The 16,248-nt window shown below is 39.5% G+C and carries 15 protein-coding genes and 1 other annotated feature; of the genes, 14 read left to right on the forward strand and 1 reads right to left on the reverse strand.

Going from position 1 to position 16,248, the window contains the following annotated elements:
* The first annotated feature begins 76 nt into the window (after positions 1 to 76).
* The 11 genes from FR7_RS07425 (at position 77) to FR7_RS07480 (ending at position 11,154) form a co-directional block, all read left to right on the forward strand.
* A complete protein-coding gene (locus tag FR7_RS07425) occupies positions 77 to 439 on the forward strand; it encodes a PTS glucitol/sorbitol transporter subunit IIA (RefSeq protein WP_007930871.1) in 363 nt (120 codons plus the stop codon).
* A 150-nt stretch (positions 440 to 589) separates the two neighbouring features.
* Positions 590 to 813 (forward strand) — a binding site (T-box leader).
* A 50-nt stretch (positions 814 to 863) separates the two neighbouring features.
* Entirely contained in the window at positions 864 to 2,108 is a 1,245-nt protein-coding gene (gene ilvA / locus FR7_RS07435; protein ID WP_007930870.1) for a threonine ammonia-lyase, read from the forward strand.
* Positions 2,109 to 2,156: 48 nt separating this feature from the next.
* Complete coding sequence (locus FR7_RS07440; RefSeq protein WP_007930869.1) at positions 2,157 to 2,801, forward strand: alanine--tRNA ligase-related protein; 645 nt, start codon at positions 2,157 to 2,159, stop codon at positions 2,799 to 2,801.
* A 216-nt stretch (positions 2,802 to 3,017) separates the two neighbouring features.
* Positions 3,018 to 4,490 (forward strand): sigma-54 interaction domain-containing protein, encoded by a 1,473-nt coding sequence (locus FR7_RS07445; protein WP_007930868.1) that lies wholly within the window; start codon positions 3,018 to 3,020, stop codon positions 4,488 to 4,490.
* A gap of 307 nt (positions 4,491 to 4,797) precedes the next feature.
* Positions 4,798 to 5,103, forward strand: a complete 306-nt coding sequence (locus FR7_RS07450; RefSeq protein ID WP_007930867.1) for a (2Fe-2S)-binding protein — start codon at positions 4,798 to 4,800, stop codon at positions 5,101 to 5,103.
* Entirely contained in the window at positions 5,100 to 6,188 is a 1,089-nt protein-coding gene (locus FR7_RS07455) for an NAD(P)/FAD-dependent oxidoreductase (protein WP_007930866.1), read from the forward strand. Before FR7_RS07450 ends, FR7_RS07455 begins: the two co-directional genes overlap by 4 nt.
* Before the next feature lies 1 nt (position 6,189).
* Positions 6,190 to 6,633, forward strand: coding sequence for a 4Fe-4S binding protein (locus tag FR7_RS07460; RefSeq protein WP_007930865.1), 444 nt, complete (start codon positions 6,190 to 6,192; stop codon positions 6,631 to 6,633).
* Positions 6,630 to 6,908 (forward strand): (2Fe-2S)-binding protein, encoded by a 279-nt coding sequence (locus tag FR7_RS07465; protein ID WP_007930864.1) that lies wholly within the window; start codon positions 6,630 to 6,632, stop codon positions 6,906 to 6,908. The genes FR7_RS07460 and FR7_RS07465 overlap by 4 nt, the downstream gene beginning before the upstream one ends.
* Positions 6,901 to 8,049 carry an NAD(P)/FAD-dependent oxidoreductase gene (locus FR7_RS07470; RefSeq protein ID WP_007930863.1) on the forward strand — a complete coding sequence of 383 codons (1,149 nt, stop codon included), beginning with the start codon at positions 6,901 to 6,903 and terminating at the stop codon, positions 8,047 to 8,049. Before FR7_RS07465 ends, FR7_RS07470 begins: the two co-directional genes overlap by 8 nt.
* 47 nt (positions 8,050 to 8,096) lie before the next feature.
* Positions 8,097 to 9,644 (forward strand): L-glutamate gamma-semialdehyde dehydrogenase, encoded by a 1,548-nt coding sequence (gene pruA / locus FR7_RS07475; protein ID WP_007930862.1) that lies wholly within the window; start codon positions 8,097 to 8,099, stop codon positions 9,642 to 9,644.
* Positions 9,645 to 9,984: 340 nt separating this feature from the next.
* Positions 9,985 to 11,154, forward strand: coding sequence for an ABC transporter substrate-binding protein (locus tag FR7_RS07480; RefSeq protein WP_007930861.1), 1,170 nt, complete (start codon positions 9,985 to 9,987; stop codon positions 11,152 to 11,154).
* 76 nt (positions 11,155 to 11,230) lie between these two features.
* On the opposite strand, the gene FR7_RS07485 is transcribed toward FR7_RS07480, so the two are convergent.
* Positions 11,231 to 11,986 carry a DeoR/GlpR family DNA-binding transcription regulator gene (locus FR7_RS07485; RefSeq protein ID WP_007930860.1) on the reverse strand — a complete coding sequence of 252 codons (756 nt, stop codon included), beginning with the start codon at positions 11,984 to 11,986 and terminating at the stop codon, positions 11,231 to 11,233.
* 352 nt (positions 11,987 to 12,338) lie between these two features.
* Between FR7_RS07485 and FR7_RS07490 the strand changes: the two genes are divergently transcribed.
* The 3 genes from FR7_RS07490 to FR7_RS07500 all read left to right on the forward strand — a co-directional run bounded on the left by FR7_RS07490 (position 12,339) and on the right by FR7_RS07500 (position 16,230).
* Positions 12,339 to 13,856 (forward strand): CoA-acylating methylmalonate-semialdehyde dehydrogenase, encoded by a 1,518-nt coding sequence (locus FR7_RS07490; protein WP_007930859.1) that lies wholly within the window; start codon positions 12,339 to 12,341, stop codon positions 13,854 to 13,856.
* 33 nt (positions 13,857 to 13,889) lie between these two features.
* Complete coding sequence (locus FR7_RS07495; RefSeq protein WP_007930855.1) at positions 13,890 to 14,735, forward strand: class II fructose-bisphosphate aldolase; 846 nt, start codon at positions 13,890 to 13,892, stop codon at positions 14,733 to 14,735.
* Positions 14,736 to 14,826: 91 nt separating this feature from the next.
* Positions 14,827 to 16,230, forward strand: coding sequence for an aldehyde dehydrogenase family protein (locus tag FR7_RS07500; protein WP_007930853.1), 1,404 nt, complete (start codon positions 14,827 to 14,829; stop codon positions 16,228 to 16,230).
* Positions 16,231 to 16,248 lie beyond the last annotated feature (18 nt).

Below are 16,248 nucleotides of genomic sequence, written 5' to 3' on the forward strand. Positions count from 1 at the left end.
AAAGTGAAGAAGCAATGGATGGATATAATTCCATTGCTTTTTTTAATATTTAGGCGCTATTATGGAGGTGTAGTCTATGAGAATTATATATAATACTATGGTTACTACTATTGGCGAACTTGTATCAGCATTTTACAAGGAGAAACTGATCATTATTTTCAAAGATAATGCTCCGGAGGAATTGGCTGATTATTGCGTATTACATGCTGGCAATATGCTTTCGGATTGCGTTAAACAGGGCGATGTTTTAGTCATAGCTGGTCAAGAATATAGAATTGTATATGTAGGCGATGAAGTGCAAACCAACCTGCAAAATTTAGGGCATATAACCTTACGGTTTGATGGTACTACGGAAGGACTAGGCGGAAGTGTATATCTTGAGGACAAGGCACTGCCTGTCATAAAAATTGGCGATACTATTTCTATATACAGAAAATAGACAGTTGGTATGCAATTAACATTTCATGGAATACAAAGGTATTTACTAGAAGAACAAGAAAAGTATAAGATTACGAAATTAACATAAATAATAAAAATATATTGACATTAGTAAAGGTAAAATGATAGAATTCATTCCAAAGCATAATGAAGAATAGTAATGACGGAATAAGTAAACCACTTGCAAATTTTCAGAGAGTCGGCATACGGTGGAAGTCGACAATGAGCGGTGGAAGAAGATCCCTCCGGAACTGTGTTTCTGAACGTTAGTAAGAAATACCGGGTTAGCCACGTTATTTGGCTTAGGTTTGATAGAACTGAAGAGGCATTGTTGTGCAATAAAGGTGGTAACGCGGGTAATAACTCGTCCTTGGATATATTCAAGGGCGAGTTTTTTTATATTCAAAATCATTTGGAGGTAACTTATGTTGAAGCAAAATAATAGCATTTTTCATGTAGCTAATTCTCGTGTATCGATTGAAGATATTTATGCTGCAGAAAAAAAATTACAAGGTATAATCAAAAAAACAGAGCTCATTGAAAGCCCAGTGTTTAGTAATGAGTGTGGAAATCTGGTATTCATTAAACCAGAGAACCTACAAGTTACAGGTGCATTCAAAATCCGCGGAGCCTTTAATAAGTTGAGTAAGTTAAGTGATGAGGAAAAAAGCAGGGGAGTCATCGCTTCCTCAGCGGGAAATCATGCCCAGGGGATTGGCTATGCAGCTCAATTACTAGGTATTAAGGCTACTGTTGTGATGCCTGCAACCACGCCCATTATTAAAGTGGAAGCTACAAGAAATTATGGAGCAAATGTTGTATTATACGGCGATAGTTATGATGAAGCTTATAAAAAAGCCAGAGAACTGGAGACCGAACATAACTATGTTTTCGTGCATCCCTTTGATGATTTGGATGTAATTCTTGGTCAAGGTACAGTAGCTTTGGAAATTTTGAATCAATTAGAAGATGTTGACGAGATTTTAGTTCCTATAGGCGGAGGCGGTTTAGCAAGTGGCATTGCATTTGCGGCGAAAATGCTAAAGCCAAGTATCAGAATTATCGGAGTTGAGCCAGAAGGTGCATGCTGCATGAAAAAGTCTTTGGCTGAGAATCAAGTAATAGAGCTGGAGAGAGTGGATACCATAGCAGACGGTGCTGCTGTAAAAAGGGCAGGTACATTAACTTTCGAATTTATCAGAGAGTTTGTTGACGAAGTCATTGCTGTTTCTGATTTTGACATTGCAGAAGCAATACTGCTTTTAATCGAAAAGCATAAGCTGATTACGGAAGGAGCAGGGGCGCTGTCCTTGGCTGGTTTAAAGAAATTGTCTTCCAAGAATAAAAAAATCGTTTGTTTAGTCAGTGGCGGTAATATTGATATTTTAACGATTTCGGCTATCATTAATAAGGCCTTAGTATTTAGAGGAAGGCTATTTTGTTTTACCATCAATTTACCCGACAAACCAGGAGAATTATTACATGTGGCAAAAATTATCTCTGAATTAAATGCAAACGTAATAAAACTGGATCATAATCAATCCAAAGTGATGGACAGCTTTAAGCAGGTTCAGCTGGAAGTTACTGTAGAGACAAATGGACATAGTCATGTAGAGGAAATTGAAGCTGCTTTTCAGCGAAATAGCATTGAGATTCAAAAGATTTACTAATAGATTGCAATCTTTGACTGCAGTGAGAATATACAATGAGGTGAATGTATGACTGTGAAAAAGTTATTTTGGAAAGATCCTTACTTAAAACAATGTACTGCAACGATAATGACTGTCGATGGTAATCGTATTACTCTTGACCAGACAATCGTGTTTGCTTTTTCTGGCGGCCAGGCATCGGATTCGGGGACCATTCATGGTTATGCTGTGTTAACAGCCCAAAAAGTTGCAAAAGAAATTATTTATGAGATTGATGTATCCCATGATTTGCAAGTGGGACAGCAAGTGAATGTGGTTATTGACTGGGATAAACGTTATAGAATCATGAAACTTCATTTTGCCGCAGAAATTGTACTGGAGCTGATGGTTCAAAATTTTAATAATCCTAAAAAAATCGGCGCCAATATAATGGAAGAAAAAGCAAGAGTGGATTTTGAGTGGTGTGGAAATATTTCAGAGGTCTTGCCCTTATTGCAAAAGAAGATGGAGGAAATTATTAATTCCAATTCTCCCATTTTAAGTTGTTTTAGTGATGAAGAGCGGGAAATCAGATATTGGGAAATCAAAGGTTTTGGCAAAGTTCCTTGTGGCGGAACTCATATAAAAAATACTGGTGAAATAGGCGCTGTCTTGCTAAAAAGAGGAAAACGTCTTGGTGCTAATAAAGAAAGAATTGAGATCTATTTACGCTAAATTATGAAGAGTTAAAAATTAGGTATTGCCTATTATAATTCTTTACCTTATAATGAAAGAAAAAAGTGTCAATTAACTGACACAAGCAAAGACGCTTGTACAGGGACTAATTTTAGTTCTGTATAGGGCGTCTTTTTTGTTTAGCAAAGTTTATAGTAATCCTTCATAATGCAGAGAGTGAAAGTGTTTATTATATGATAAGGGAGGCGTGCTTTTATGAATTCTCAGTATCCTTTGCCGATTGAGGAATTTCGCAGTTATCTTGAAGCAGACCAATCAGAAAAAGTAATAGAGAGTTTTCAGCAGCTTTTAACCTTATATGAATTGCAGCAGGCTAGGCTGGAAGCACTATTAGATACAGTTAATGAGGCGGTATGCATTATTGATGAATCAGATAAAGTAGTAGTGTGGAATCATCATGCTGAGCTTTTATATGGAATTGCCGCTGATGAAATTATTGGGCGTCCTATCGAAGGTTTCTTTTCCAATTTAATGCTAACTAAAGTGATGAAAGAACGCCGCACCGTGCATGAACAATACCACACTCCTTGTCCTGATACTCATGTATTAATTAACGCAAGACCTGTGAAGTTATCTGGTCAGGTGATCGGCGGAGTTTGTGCGGAACGGGATATTACAGAAGTAGTGCAGCTAAATCAAAAACTATCCCAGACTCATCAGGAAGTACAAACCCTAAAACAAGAAATTGATAAAATTCATTCCCAGTCAGATTCCTTTTCGACGGTTTATGGTCATAGTGCCGCTATTCGCGAAGCGGTTAGTATTGCCAGGCGTGTTGCAGCAACGGCGGTTCCAGTATTACTGCGTGGAGAAAGCGGCACAGGAAAAGAATTATTTGCCCGTGCTATTCATGATGCCAGTCAATTTACGGGTCCCTTTATTGCTATAAACTGTGGAGCGATTTCTCCTAATCTATTTGAAAGTGAATTGTTTGGCTATCAGCCCGGTGCATTTACGGGAGCTGACCGCAAAGGAAAAGTGGGGTTATTAGAGCAAGCGAATGGAGGAACTCTCTTACTCGATGAGCTGGGAGATATGCCTAAAGACATGCAGGTAAAGCTACTAAGAGTTCTGCAGGATAAGAGTTTCTATCGTGTGGGCGGCAGCAAAGCGATTCATATTGATGTTCGTATTATTGCTGCTACCCACCGCAATTTAGAAGAAATGATTAAGAACGGTGAATTTCGCGAGGATCTATATTATCGTTTGAATGTAGTGGCGGTATCCCTGCCTTCATTGCGTGACAGGTTAGATGATATACCCGAATTAGTTCATAAGGGTGTTTTGCATTATGGCACAATTCATAATAAAAAAATCTCAAAAGTGAATCCTGCACTCATGGCATCTTTTATTCAATATCCATGGCCTGGAAATATTAGAGAGTTATTCAATGTATTAGAACGGCTGGTGATTTTAGCTGATAGTGACCAATTGGGGATCGATAACCTGCCAGCTACCTTCTGCCAATTGGATTTTCCTATGGAAAGTATAGATCCCTGTGCTATGGAAGGCAGTTTGTTGGAAAAAACGATAAGCCTAGAAAAAGAAGTGATTGCTAAAGTTTTGGCAGAATTCCATTTTAATAAAGCAGCTGCAGCAAAAAAACTCGGTATCCCTCGCAGCACCTTATATTACAAAATGCAGAAGCTGGGACTAGAATGTCAATAAACTGACGCTATCGTCGAATGGTAGATGAAAAATGTTGTTATAAAAGGTCATTATTAAAAATAGATACAGAAAAAAGTGCCGAAAAGAATATGATCGGCACTTTTTTCTATACTAATAGGCTAGAATGATTGACACAGAGAACACAGAAGGAGATTTTTAACCCTTATCTATGTTTTCTCTGTGTTCTCTGCGCCTCTGCGGTTCGAAGCTGTAGTAGTGTTTTCTCTGTTTTCACTAAATTTATAATATAAAAAATATATAGTTGGCACGGTTATTGCATTAGGAATAGGGCAGGAGGTGTTTAACTATGAGAATTGTCAACCATCCAATACTGACATTTCCAAAACAAGATATGGTGACCTTCACATTGAATGGTCAAACGATAGAGGGAATAGCGGGAGAGCCAATTGCTGCTGCACTACATGCGGCTGATGTAAAGGTATTGCGTCATAGTCATGGACGTCACCGTCCTCGTGGTCTTTTTTGTGCCATTGGCAACTGTTCATCTTGTTTGATGACAGTAGATAAAATTCCGAATGTACGGGTTTGTATTGAGCCCCTTCGCGCTGGTATGGTAGTAGAGACCCAAGAAGGGAAGGGGAAGATCGTATGATAACAACAGAGATCTTAATCATAGGAGCTGGTCCGGCTGGTTTAATGGCTGCCATTCATGCTGCAGAGGCTGGTGCAAAAGTACTGCTTGTCGAACGGGCAGATCGTTTGGGCGGGCAGTTAATAAAACAAACTCATAAATTTTTTGGTTCAAAAGCAGAATTTGCCGGAGAACGTGGAATGGATATAGCTGAAAAATTGATCAACTGGAGCTCAGATATTTCAGGTATCACCATATGGAAGAACGCTGTAGTACTGGGAATCTATCCAGATGGCGTAGTTACGATTTCCCATGAAGGTGCTTTTTGCACAGTCAGTCCTAAAAAAATTATTATTGCAACGGGCGCTTCGGAAAAAACTATGGCTTTTCCTAATAATGATCTGCCAGGCATTTATGGCGCAGGGGCAGTCCAAACCTTAATGAATGTTCACGGAGTAATACCGGCAAAAAGGATACTCATGATTGGTGCTGGCAATATTGGTGTGATTGTAGCCTATCAATTACTGCAGGCGGGTGTTGAAGTTGCAGGCATTGTAGAAGCGGCACCCCAAGTTGGCGGTTATCGTGTTCATGCTGCTAAGCTGCAGCGTCATGGTGTACCCATTTATACATCTCATTCGATACAATCAGCCCATGGCGATTCCTGTTTGGAAGGTGTTACGATTTGCCGACTGGACGAACAATGGCAGCCGATTGAGGGAAGTGAACAATATATTGCTGTAGATGGGCTCTGTTTGGCGGTAGGATTAAGCCCCTTGACAGAACTGTTGTGGCAGGCGGGCTGTGAAATGAAGTTTGCAGCAGAATTAGGCGGTTATGTACCATTGCGTGATGCCAATATGAAAACAACTCATGAGAATATCTATGTAGCTGGTGATGTTTCAGGAGTCGAAGAAGCCTCAGCAGCTATGGTAGAAGGAAAATTGGCAGGCTTGTATGTTGCATCTGTTTTAGGACATAAAAAAGATTCGTTTACAAAAGAGTTTCAGACTGCAAAATCACAACTGAGTGCCTTGCGCTCTGGTCCAGCAAGTGTGAAGATTTGTACGGGACTTAGCAAAGTTGTTTTAGAGGAGGTTGGATAAAATGCCATCACAAGAACGTTTTGCGAAAGGTCCAATCGCTTTATTTGAATGTATGCAGCAAATCCCCTGTAATCCTTGTGCTGATGCTTGCCCACGGGGTGCCATTACCGTAAAAGAAATTAATGACTGTCCTTCTTTAAATGAAGAACTTTGCAATGGCTGTGGAGTGTGTATGACTCACTGCCCTGGGTTGTCTATCTTTGTTGTTGACTATACTTATGGAAAAGATGCGGCCTTAGTTAAAATTCCCTATGAATTTTCTCCTTTGCCGGAAGCGAAAACCGTTGTTGATGCTTTAAATCGACAAGGTCAATGTATCGGTACCGCCCAGGTCATTCGGGTGCAAACATCACCAAATAAAACTAATATTATTTGGCTGTCTGTGCCCCGGGAATTAGCTATGGAGGTACGCAGCATTCACCTTAAGAAAGGAGAAACATCATGAACCATAATGATATTATTATCTGTCGTTGTGAAGATATAACCTTAGGGGAGATTAGAGAGCAGATTGCACAGGGAAAACATACTCTGGAAGAAATAAAAAGAGCTTGCCGTTCCGGAATGGGCCCTTGCCAAGGAAGAACTTGTGCTCCTCTTATTGTGAGTGAAATTGCCAAGGCCACAGGAAAGCCTGTCGCACAGATTCCTCTGCCTACGTTTCGTCCTTCTACCTCTCCCATTAAGATGGCTTCTTTGTTAGGAGGAGATCAACATGATTAAGAATGCAGATGTTGTGGTAATTGGCGGCGGTGTCATCGGCTGTTCCACTGCCTATAACTTAGCTAAATTAGGTGCAGGTAAAGTAGTCGTATTAGAAAAGAATTATTTAGCCAGTGGTGCTACAGGGCGCTGCGGTGCAGGCATGCGAATGCAATGGGGCACAGAGACCAATTGTCTTTTGTCTCGTGAAAGTGTTAAGATGCTCTCCCATTTACCAGAATTGCTGAATGTGGATGTAGATATTGAATTTACCCAAAATGGTTATTTAATGCCCGCTTATTCGGAGAAAATGGCAGAACAATTTAAAAAGAATTTGGTACTGCAAAATTCTCTTAACATTCCTGCACGTTGGGTGACGCCAGAGGAATCTTTGGAAATTGTCCCTTTTTTGAATACAAAAGGAATGTTTGGCGCTACCTATTGTGCAGAAGATGGCCATTGTAATCCTTTTAAAGTAACAGAAGCTTATGCCCAAGCTGCTAAAAATTTAAATGTTGAGATTTATACTGATACGGAAGTGCAAGGCATTATAACGAAGAACGGTAAAATTATTTCCGTCCGCACCAATCAAGGCAATATTCAAACGGATACGGTTGTAAATGCGGCAGGAGGTTATGCAAAGACTGTCGGCCGTATGGTTGGCGTTGAACTTCCAATTTTTCCAGAACGTCATGAAATTTTGGTAACAGAACCTGTAGAACCTACTATGGGACCCATGGTTATGAGCTTTTATCACAATTTGTATTGTCAGCAAAGTCCTCATGGCAGTTTTATTATGGGAATTGGTCATCCAAATGAACCGGAAAGTTATAATATAAAATCCAGTTGGCAGTTCTTACGTGATATGGCTGAGCGGCTTGTGGAAATTCTGCCGCCTTTGGCAGGGCTAAATGTCGTTCGGCAATGGGCGGGATTATATGATATGTGTCCTGACCGCACACCGATATTAGGCAGCAGTCCTGCGCTCAATCGTTTCTTCACTGCTGCAGGCTTTAGTGGTCATGGTTTCATGATTTCACCTATCACAGGTCAATTAATGGCAGAGATGGTAGTGGGAAAACCTACGGCCTTTCCTATCCAAATGTTTGATGCTGGGCGGTTTGACCGCGGAGAGTTATTTATAGAGCCATCTGTTGTGTGAGCCAATATGTATCATTACATTAAAATATGAAAGTGAGGAATTTAAAAATGATTACAGAATACAAAAATGAACCTTTTACTAACTTTGGTCTGCCAGAAAACAAAGCTGCTATGGAAAAGGCATTGGCTGGGGTGCAGTTGGAAAAAGCTTCTCATTACCCACTTGTTATCGGCGGAGAAACTGTTGATACAGAAGCGCGTATTACGTCGATTAATCCTTCCAACACATCTGAAATTGTTGGTACCGTTGCCCGGGCCAATATAGATTTAGCTGAAAAAGCAGTGCAGGCCGCCAATAAAGCATTTGCTTCATGGCAGTATGTAGACCCCGCAGAACGATCTTTGTATTTGTTTAAAGCTTCTGCTATTTTACGCCGGCGTAAATTTGAGTTTTCCGCTTGGTTAGTGGAAGAGGCAGGAAAAACATGGGCGGAAGCGGATGCCGATACTGCAGAAGCAATCGATTTTATGGAATACTATGCTCGCCAAATGGATAAGTATGCAAAAGGCATGGAAGTAATACCTTATCCTGGAGAACAGAATGAGTGTGCCTATATTCCTCTCGGTGTTGGTGTTGTAATTCCACCATGGAATTTTCCTTTAGCCATTTTAGCAGGAATGACAGCAGCAGCTATTGTAGCTGGTAATACGGTGATTATGAAGCCTGCAAGCTCAACGCCTGTAATTGCTGCTAAATTTATGCAGTTGTGGGAAGAAGTCTCTTTGCCTGCTGGTGTTGTGAATTATCTTCCCGGCAGCGGTGGAACGATTGGCGATTATTTGGTATCTCATGCTCAAGTGCGCTTTATTAATTTTACAGGTTCTAAAGAAGTCGGACTTCGCATTAACAAGTTAGCTGCTGATTTGTCCCCAGGGCAGAAATGGATTAAAAGAGTCGTAGCTGAAATGGGCGGTAAAGATTCTATTGTTGTAGACAGTGAAGCTGATCTTGAAGAAGCAGCAGCTGGAATTGTTGCATCTGCCTTTGGTTTTCAGGGACAAAAATGTTCTGCCTGCTCTCGTGCTATTATCGTGAAAGATGTATATGATGCAGTACTGGCGAAGGTAGTAGAAAAGACGAAAGCACTTAAGATTGGTGCTGCCAGCAGCCCTGAAAGTAATATTGGTCCTGTAATCGATGAAAACTCTTATAAAAAGATTTTAAGCTATATCGAAATTGGTAAAACAGAAGGAAAACTAGAGTGCGGTGGATCTACGGCTGGTGATCAAGGCTACTTTATTGCACCAACTGTATTTTCAGGGATTTCTCCCGAGGCCCGCATTTCCCAAGAAGAGATATTTGGGCCCGTGCTTGCGGTGATTCCTGCTGATGACTTTGACCATGCTCTTGCTATTGCCAATGGTACTGAATATGGCCTTACTGGCGCTGTGTATTCAAAGAGCCGTGCTAAACTGGAAAAGGCTCGCCGTGAATTTCATGTAGGCAATCTATATTTTAACCGTAAGTGCACAGGTGCTTTAGTCGGTGTTCATCCTTTTGGCGGTTTTAATTTGTCAGGTACAGACTCTAAAGCGGGCGGTGCTGACTATTTATTGCTCTTTTTACAAGCAAAATCGATTTGTGAAAAGTTATAAATTAAAGTTTATTTATCGCTGTGCTAACTTCCAAGGTGAGTGTTAAGAGTAGTATTTGTTTTTACGAAATATTAAAAAAATGTACTGAAAATGTTTTAAAAAATATAAAATGTTTTTTTAGAAAAAACACTTGTCAAGTTGAGAAGCGCACGGTATAATAAAAAACAAATATAACAAAAGCAAAACAAAAGAATAACAATAAAGCAATGGTGCTTTAAATAAGGGAAGCTTTCTCTTATTTGAAGCGCCTTTTTCGATATCTTTTTGGGGGTGGTAGGGAAGAAGGTAAGGGTATAGTATAAGAAACTTAGAAATAATACGATTATTAAGGGGGATTATTGTGTTTAAAAGAATGAATGCTAAATGGTTATCTTTATTCGTTGTTGCTATTTTAGTTGCTGGACTAGTAGCTGGGTGTGGTGGAAGTGCTAGCAAAGACATTAAAATTGGTGTTGTGTATGAATTGACAGGAAATACTGCATCCTTTGGTACAGCTGCTGCCAATGGCGCGAAACTGGCATTTAAAGAAATCAATGCTAATGGTGGCGTTTTGGGCAAACAAATCCAAATCGCAGTTGCCGATAACAAAGGTGAACCATCTGAATCCTCTAATGCAATGACAAAAGTTATTTCTCAAGATAAAGTAATTGCTGTTACTGGTTTTACTACCAGCTCTAACGGTATTGCAGGTTCAACCGTTGCTGAAGCGAATAAAATCCCATTTGTCGCCGCTGCAACAACGAATCCTAAAGTAACCTTAGATGAGAATACTGGAAAAGTTAAAAACTATACCTTCCGCGTATGTTTTATTGATCCTTTCCAAGGTACTGTAGGAGCAAATTTCGTATTAAACTCTCTTAAAGCTAAAAATGCTGCTGTCATGATTGATAACTCTAGCGATTACAGCAAAGGCTTATCTAAATTCTTTAAAGATGCTTTTACTAAGGGCGGCGGTAGCATAGCTATCGAAGAAGCGTATTTACAAAATGACCAGGATTTCAAAACGCTGTTAACAAAAATTAAAGCTTCGAATCCAGATGTAATTTATGTGCCTGGCTATTACGGCGAAGTAGGAAAAATCATAAAACAGGCTCGTGAAATCGGTATCACCGTACCATTTGTTGGCGGCGATGGCTGGGATTCACCTAAACTGGCTGAAATCGGTGGACCAGATGCTCTTAATAATACGTACTTTACAAATCACTATTCTGTAGAAGATAACAGTCCTAAATCAAAAGCATTCCTTGATGCTTTCCAAAAAGAATATGGTCAAGTGCCAGATGCAATGGCTGTTCTAGGTTATGATGCAGCTTATGCTTTAGTAGATGCCATTAAACGGGCTAACAGCACGGATTCCGAAAAAATTCGTGAAGCACTTGCCAATACAAAAGATTTCCAAGGTGTAACTGGTTCCTTAACATTAAATGATACCCATGATGCAATCAAAAGCGCTGTAATTATTGAAATGAAAAATGGTAAACAAGTATATAAAGAAACTGTAAAACCTTAATAAGAATAATAAAGAAACTGCCAGGGATTTTATTCCCTGGCAGTTTCTTTGTTGTTCTTTTGCCATACATGCATTCCTAAGGAGCAATTAATGTAATATGATTGCTCCTAAAGAAGTCCGTATATTCATCATCTGGTTTTTGATTAGTTACAAATACTTGTATATCTTTTAAGTCGTAATACGTTATTAACGATACTTTACCGAGCTTCGTATCATCTGCCAATAGTATTTTTTTATCGCAGTGTTCTACAATATATTTTTTTATATCGTACTCAAGAGATGAGGAGTTTGTGATTCCTTTTGCAATTGAGATCCCTGTTGTAGCTAAAAAAGCTTTAGAAATATTATATTTTTTCAAGGAGCTTACTGCTCCTGAATCAACAAAAGAATTCGTTCTTCTAAACAGTGTTCCCCCTGTAGAAATCACATTTAAGTTCTGATACGGGAGAGATTTTAATATCACATGTAAATTATTGGTGACAATGGTTAGATTCTTGACATCTGACAAGTAAGGTATCATATGCATCGTAGTTGTCCCAGAGTCGATATAAATGATATCCCCATCTTCAATTAATGTACTAGCAAGTTTTGCGATAATTAATTTGGCATCTTTGTTTTTGACTTCTCTGGATTCAAAGGGCTCAGTCGTTTTCTTGTCTGTTAAAATAATGCCGCCATAGACTTTTTTAATTTTGCCTTGAGACTCTAGCTGATTAATATCTCTTCTCATTGTGTTTTTGGAAACATTGAACACGCTGCAAAGCTCTTCAATGGAAGCTCGTTCTTTTTCAAGAATATAGTTTTGAAGTTCGTTAATTCTATCTTCTTTCACGTTATAAACTCCATTTCACATTAATTTGTCTTATATCGTATTAGCCCTCTTGAGGCTAAATATAACCATAATACTATTACCATGATACCATAATATGATCAAATATGTAACTGAATTTTCTTGCAAAATTAAGACTTGCATTAAAGTTATAGAATATACTATAATATAACCAAAATATAATAACAATATGACAAGTATTAAACAATAAGTAACAAAAAATTTCTAGAATGTAATCAAATAGAGGCAATATAAGGAGGGGACAGGAAAGAAATTCGAAGATCGTGGTTAAAGATGAGGTTTTGTATTAGAAGTAAGGGATAAATGATTCCATATAAAAAGGAGAATGTTGATTATGACAATAGCAAAATTAAAGTATAGCGTAAATGGAGAATGGAAAGAATCGGCAACAGCTACCTATATGCCGATTACGGATTCGAATACAGGAAAAGTGATTGCCGAGGCGCCATGCTGCACCGTTGACGAAGTCAATCAAGCAGTTAGCGCAGCAAAAAATGCATTTCCTGCTTGGTCTTCGACACCTGTATCAGCAAGAGCTCAGCTTATGTTTAAGTATAAAGTCATTTTGGATGCCCACCTGGAGGAGCTAGCCTTGCTGGTAACTACGGAGTTAGGCAAGAATCTCAATGAAGCTCGCGGCGATGTTTTAAAGGCTATTGAAGTGGTAGAGTTATCATGCTCTGCTCCTGTTATGATGCAAGGTGATTCGTTGATGAATGTTTCTCATGGTCATGACACGGTTATGTATAGAGAACCTGTAGGTGTATTTGCTGGTATTGTGCCCTATAATTTCCCTGCGATGATTCCCTTTGGCTGGATGATTCCTCTCTGCATCGCTACAGGTAATACCTTTGTACTTAAAGCCGCCAGTCATGTTCCTCAAACCGCTGTAAGAATGTTGGAACTCTTAATTGAGGCAGGACTGCCTAAGGGTGTTGTCAACTTGGTTACTTGCAGTCGAAAAGAAGCGGAAACGCTGCTGAAACATCCGGATGTTGCAGGTATTTGTTATGTTGGCTCCACTTCAGTAGGTCTTCATATTTATTCCACTGCGGCAGCTCATGGCAAGAGAGTCCAAGCTTTATGTGAAGCTAAAAATCATGCTTTAGTTCTTAAAGATGCTGCTTTAGAAATGGCTGCTACAAGAGTTATTAACTCAGGTTTTGGCTGCGCAGGACAACGCTGTATGGCTCTGCCGGTGGTTTGTGTGGAAGAAGAAGTGGCCGATGAATTCGTTGCTCATCTGGTAAGGCTTGCAAAAGAGCTTAAAGTAGGTCCGGCTTATGATCCTTCCTATGACTTAGGACCTGTTGTATCAGCTGAACAAAAACAAAGTATTGTAAATTGGATTCATAAAGGGGTTGAAGAAGGGGCCAAACTGATCTTAGATGGCAGAGATATTGTTGTTAAAGGCTATGAAGACGGTTTCTTTCTGGCACCAACTATTTTTGACCATGTAAAACCAGGAATGACGATTGGCGATATTGAAATTTTTGGGCCTGTTGTATGTATTAAACGCGTAAAGAATTTTGAAGAAGGTCTTGCTGTAATGAATGCAAATCCATTTGCCAATGGTTCCTGCATTTTTACCCAGAGTGGCTATTATGCAAGAGAATTTGCAGCGAAAACCCATGGCGGCATGGTTGGAATTAATGTAGGTATTCCTGTTCCTCTTTCTGTATTCCCTTTTGCAGGGCATAAGAAATCTTTCTTTGGTGACTTGCATTGTATGGGCAAGGATGGTGTGGCTTTTTTCACGGAAGCTAAATGCGTAACTAGCCGGTGGTTTAATGAAGAAGATAAGAAACATACCAAAGTGGATACTTGGGAAGGTACTATGACTCGTAAGTAAAGGAAAATAGCTGAATTTGAAAGGAGGCAAATAATGTCTTTAGTTACATTGGATAATGCATTGAAAAACATTCGTGAAGAAAAATATGGAATTGGTGCTTTTAATATAGCAAATATGGAAATGGTTATGGGAGCTATAAAAGCAGGGGAGGAATTAAATTCTCCCATTATTCTGCAAGTAGCAGAAGGGCGGCTGAGGTATTCTCCACTGCATCTTATTGGTCCTGTGATGGTAGAGGCGGCTAAGAAAGCTGCCATTCCCATTGTTGTGCATCTGGATCATGGTGCTAGTATGGACGTGATTGCCCAGGCGCTGCAGCTGGGATTTAGTTCGGTAATGTTTGATGGATCCGCTTATCCTTTGGAAAAAAATATTGAAATGACAAATAAAGTCAAGAGAATGGCTGCGGAATATGGTGCCTCTGTGGAAGCGGAAATCGGTAAAGTTGGCGGCAGTGAAGGGGATTATGAAAATGTGGAAGTGCTGATCACTTCTGTTGCTGAAGCCAAAACATTTTATGACGAAACGCAAGTTGATGCATTAGCGGTAGCAATCGGAACAGCCCATGGGCATTACAAAGAACAGCCTAAATTGCAGTTTAAACGGTTAGAGGAAATTGCTCAGGCGATCGATTGTCCTTTGGTCTTACACGGTGGCTCAGGGCTTACTCCTGATGATTTTAAAAATTGCATACAGCATAAAATCAAAAAAGTGAATATTGCTACAGCATCTTTTGAAAATGTTGCTCAAAAAGTTAACCAATTGTCTAAGGGGTCGAAAGATATTACGTTCTTTCAATATCTTGATACTGTGCTTGACGCGACATATGAAAATGTTAAAAACCATATTTTGATTTTCGGCAGTCAAAATAAAGCATAAAAATCCTTATCTTAAGTAAAGGTATTCATTCAAAGGTATTTGTGAAGTATTTGTAGTGAGTTTATAAAATTATAAAGTAAGGAGAACTCGTATGAATAAGCCGGTACATTTAAATACAGAGGATTATATTGCTAGTTTAATTGTAAGAGCACGTCAAGCTCAAAATATCGCCAGTGGTTACAGCCAAAAAAAGGTAGATGAACTGGTTACTGCTATTGTATGGAATATTGTAAAAGATGGACCAGCGCAAGAGATTTCTCAAATGGCTGTTGATGAATCAAGAATGGGTAATTATGAGTCTAAATATGCCAAATTAATGACGAAATGCAAAGGTACCCTTCGAGATATGAAGGGAAAAAAATCCGTTGGCATTATAGAAGTAGATGAAGAAAAAGGGATTTTTAAGGTAGCCAAACCCGTAGGAGTCGTCGCAGGAATACTGCCATGTACCAATCCGGAAGCTACACCTGTAATCAAAGCCATTATGGCAATTAAGACAAGGAATGCGATCATCCTTGCACCCCATCCCCGGACGAAAAAAACGAATACCCATATTGTGAATATCATACGAACTACACTGAAAAAATACAATGCTCCAGAGGATTTAGTCGTTGGCATTGAAGAACCGACTCTTGAATCAACAAACGAATTGATGAAACAATGTGATCTAGTTGTTGCAACAGGCGGTGGAGCATTAGTAAAGTCAGCTTATTCATCGGGAACTCCAGCTTATGGCGTTGGACAAGGAAATTCGGTTGTTGTAGTAGACGAAACTGCTGATTTAAAGGATGCTGCAAATAAAGTGATGCGCAGTAAAACTTTTGATTTTGCTACGAGCTGCTCTACCGAAAATTCGCTGGTCATTCAGAAAAAGATATATGCTGAATTTATAGCATGCCTTAAAGCCGAAGGCGGTTATTTGCTTAGTCCGGAACAAAAAGCAAAACTGCAGCAAGCCATGTGGGTGGATCATCATTTAAATGCTAAGATTATTGCTCAGTCAGTGCAGACAATTGCTAGTGTGGCCGGGATAAACATACCAGAGGATTGTAAATTTATCATGGTGGAAGAGAGTCAAATTGGTCCGGAAGCTCCTTTTTCTGGTGAAAAATTATCTATGGTAGTAGCTTTATTTCAATATGATCATTTCCAAGAAGCAATTGATCATGTAAATGAGATTACCAACTACCACGGAAGAGGGCACTCGTGTGGAATTCATTCTTTTAATGAAGAACATATCAAGCAGCTGGCGCTAGCCACGAAGACCAGCAGGATTATGGTCCGCCAGCCTCAATGTCTGGCTAATAGCGGCGCATGGACGAATGGTATGCCAATGACGTTGACCTTAGGCTGCGGAACTTGGGGTGGAAATGCCTCATCCAGCAATATTACTTGGAAAGATCTGCTTAATATCACATGGGTTTCGTCCCCAATCGAGCATAATATGCCAACGGATGAAGAAATATTTGGTGAAATCATGCTTAAAAATAAATAAAATTTGTTGCTTTGGTTT

Origin of the sequence: Pelosinus fermentans DSM 17108, from assembly GCF_000271485.2 — a bacterium.
GTDB classification, from domain to species: Bacteria; Bacillota; Negativicutes; order DSM-13327; family DSM-13327; genus Pelosinus; species Pelosinus fermentans.

Excerpts from the sequence above, each read along its gene's own strand:
- FR7_RS07425 (WP_007930871.1), top strand. The coding sequence starts at position 77 with ATGAGAATTATATATAATACTATGGTTACTACTATTGGCGAACTTGTA.
- ilvA (WP_007930870.1), top strand. The coding sequence starts at position 864 with ATGTTGAAGCAAAATAATAGCATTTTTCATGTAGCTAATTCTCGTGTA.
- FR7_RS07440 (WP_007930869.1), top strand. The coding sequence starts at position 2,157 with ATGACTGTGAAAAAGTTATTTTGGAAAGATCCTTACTTAAAACAATGT.
- FR7_RS07445 (WP_007930868.1), top strand. The coding sequence starts at position 3,018 with ATGAATTCTCAGTATCCTTTGCCGATTGAGGAATTTCGCAGTTATCTT.
- FR7_RS07450 (WP_007930867.1), top strand. The coding sequence starts at position 4,798 with ATGAGAATTGTCAACCATCCAATACTGACATTTCCAAAACAAGATATG.
- FR7_RS07455 (WP_007930866.1), top strand. The coding sequence starts at position 5,100 with ATGATAACAACAGAGATCTTAATCATAGGAGCTGGTCCGGCTGGTTTA.
- FR7_RS07460 (WP_007930865.1), top strand. The coding sequence starts at position 6,190 with ATGCCATCACAAGAACGTTTTGCGAAAGGTCCAATCGCTTTATTTGAA.
- FR7_RS07465 (WP_007930864.1), top strand. The coding sequence starts at position 6,630 with ATGAACCATAATGATATTATTATCTGTCGTTGTGAAGATATAACCTTA.
- FR7_RS07470 (WP_007930863.1), top strand. The coding sequence starts at position 6,901 with ATGATTAAGAATGCAGATGTTGTGGTAATTGGCGGCGGTGTCATCGGC.
- pruA (WP_007930862.1), top strand. The coding sequence starts at position 8,097 with ATGATTACAGAATACAAAAATGAACCTTTTACTAACTTTGGTCTGCCA.
- FR7_RS07490 (WP_007930859.1), top strand. The coding sequence starts at position 12,339 with ATGACAATAGCAAAATTAAAGTATAGCGTAAATGGAGAATGGAAAGAA.
- FR7_RS07495 (WP_007930855.1), top strand. The coding sequence starts at position 13,890 with ATGTCTTTAGTTACATTGGATAATGCATTGAAAAACATTCGTGAAGAA.
- FR7_RS07500 (WP_007930853.1), top strand. The coding sequence starts at position 14,827 with ATGAATAAGCCGGTACATTTAAATACAGAGGATTATATTGCTAGTTTA.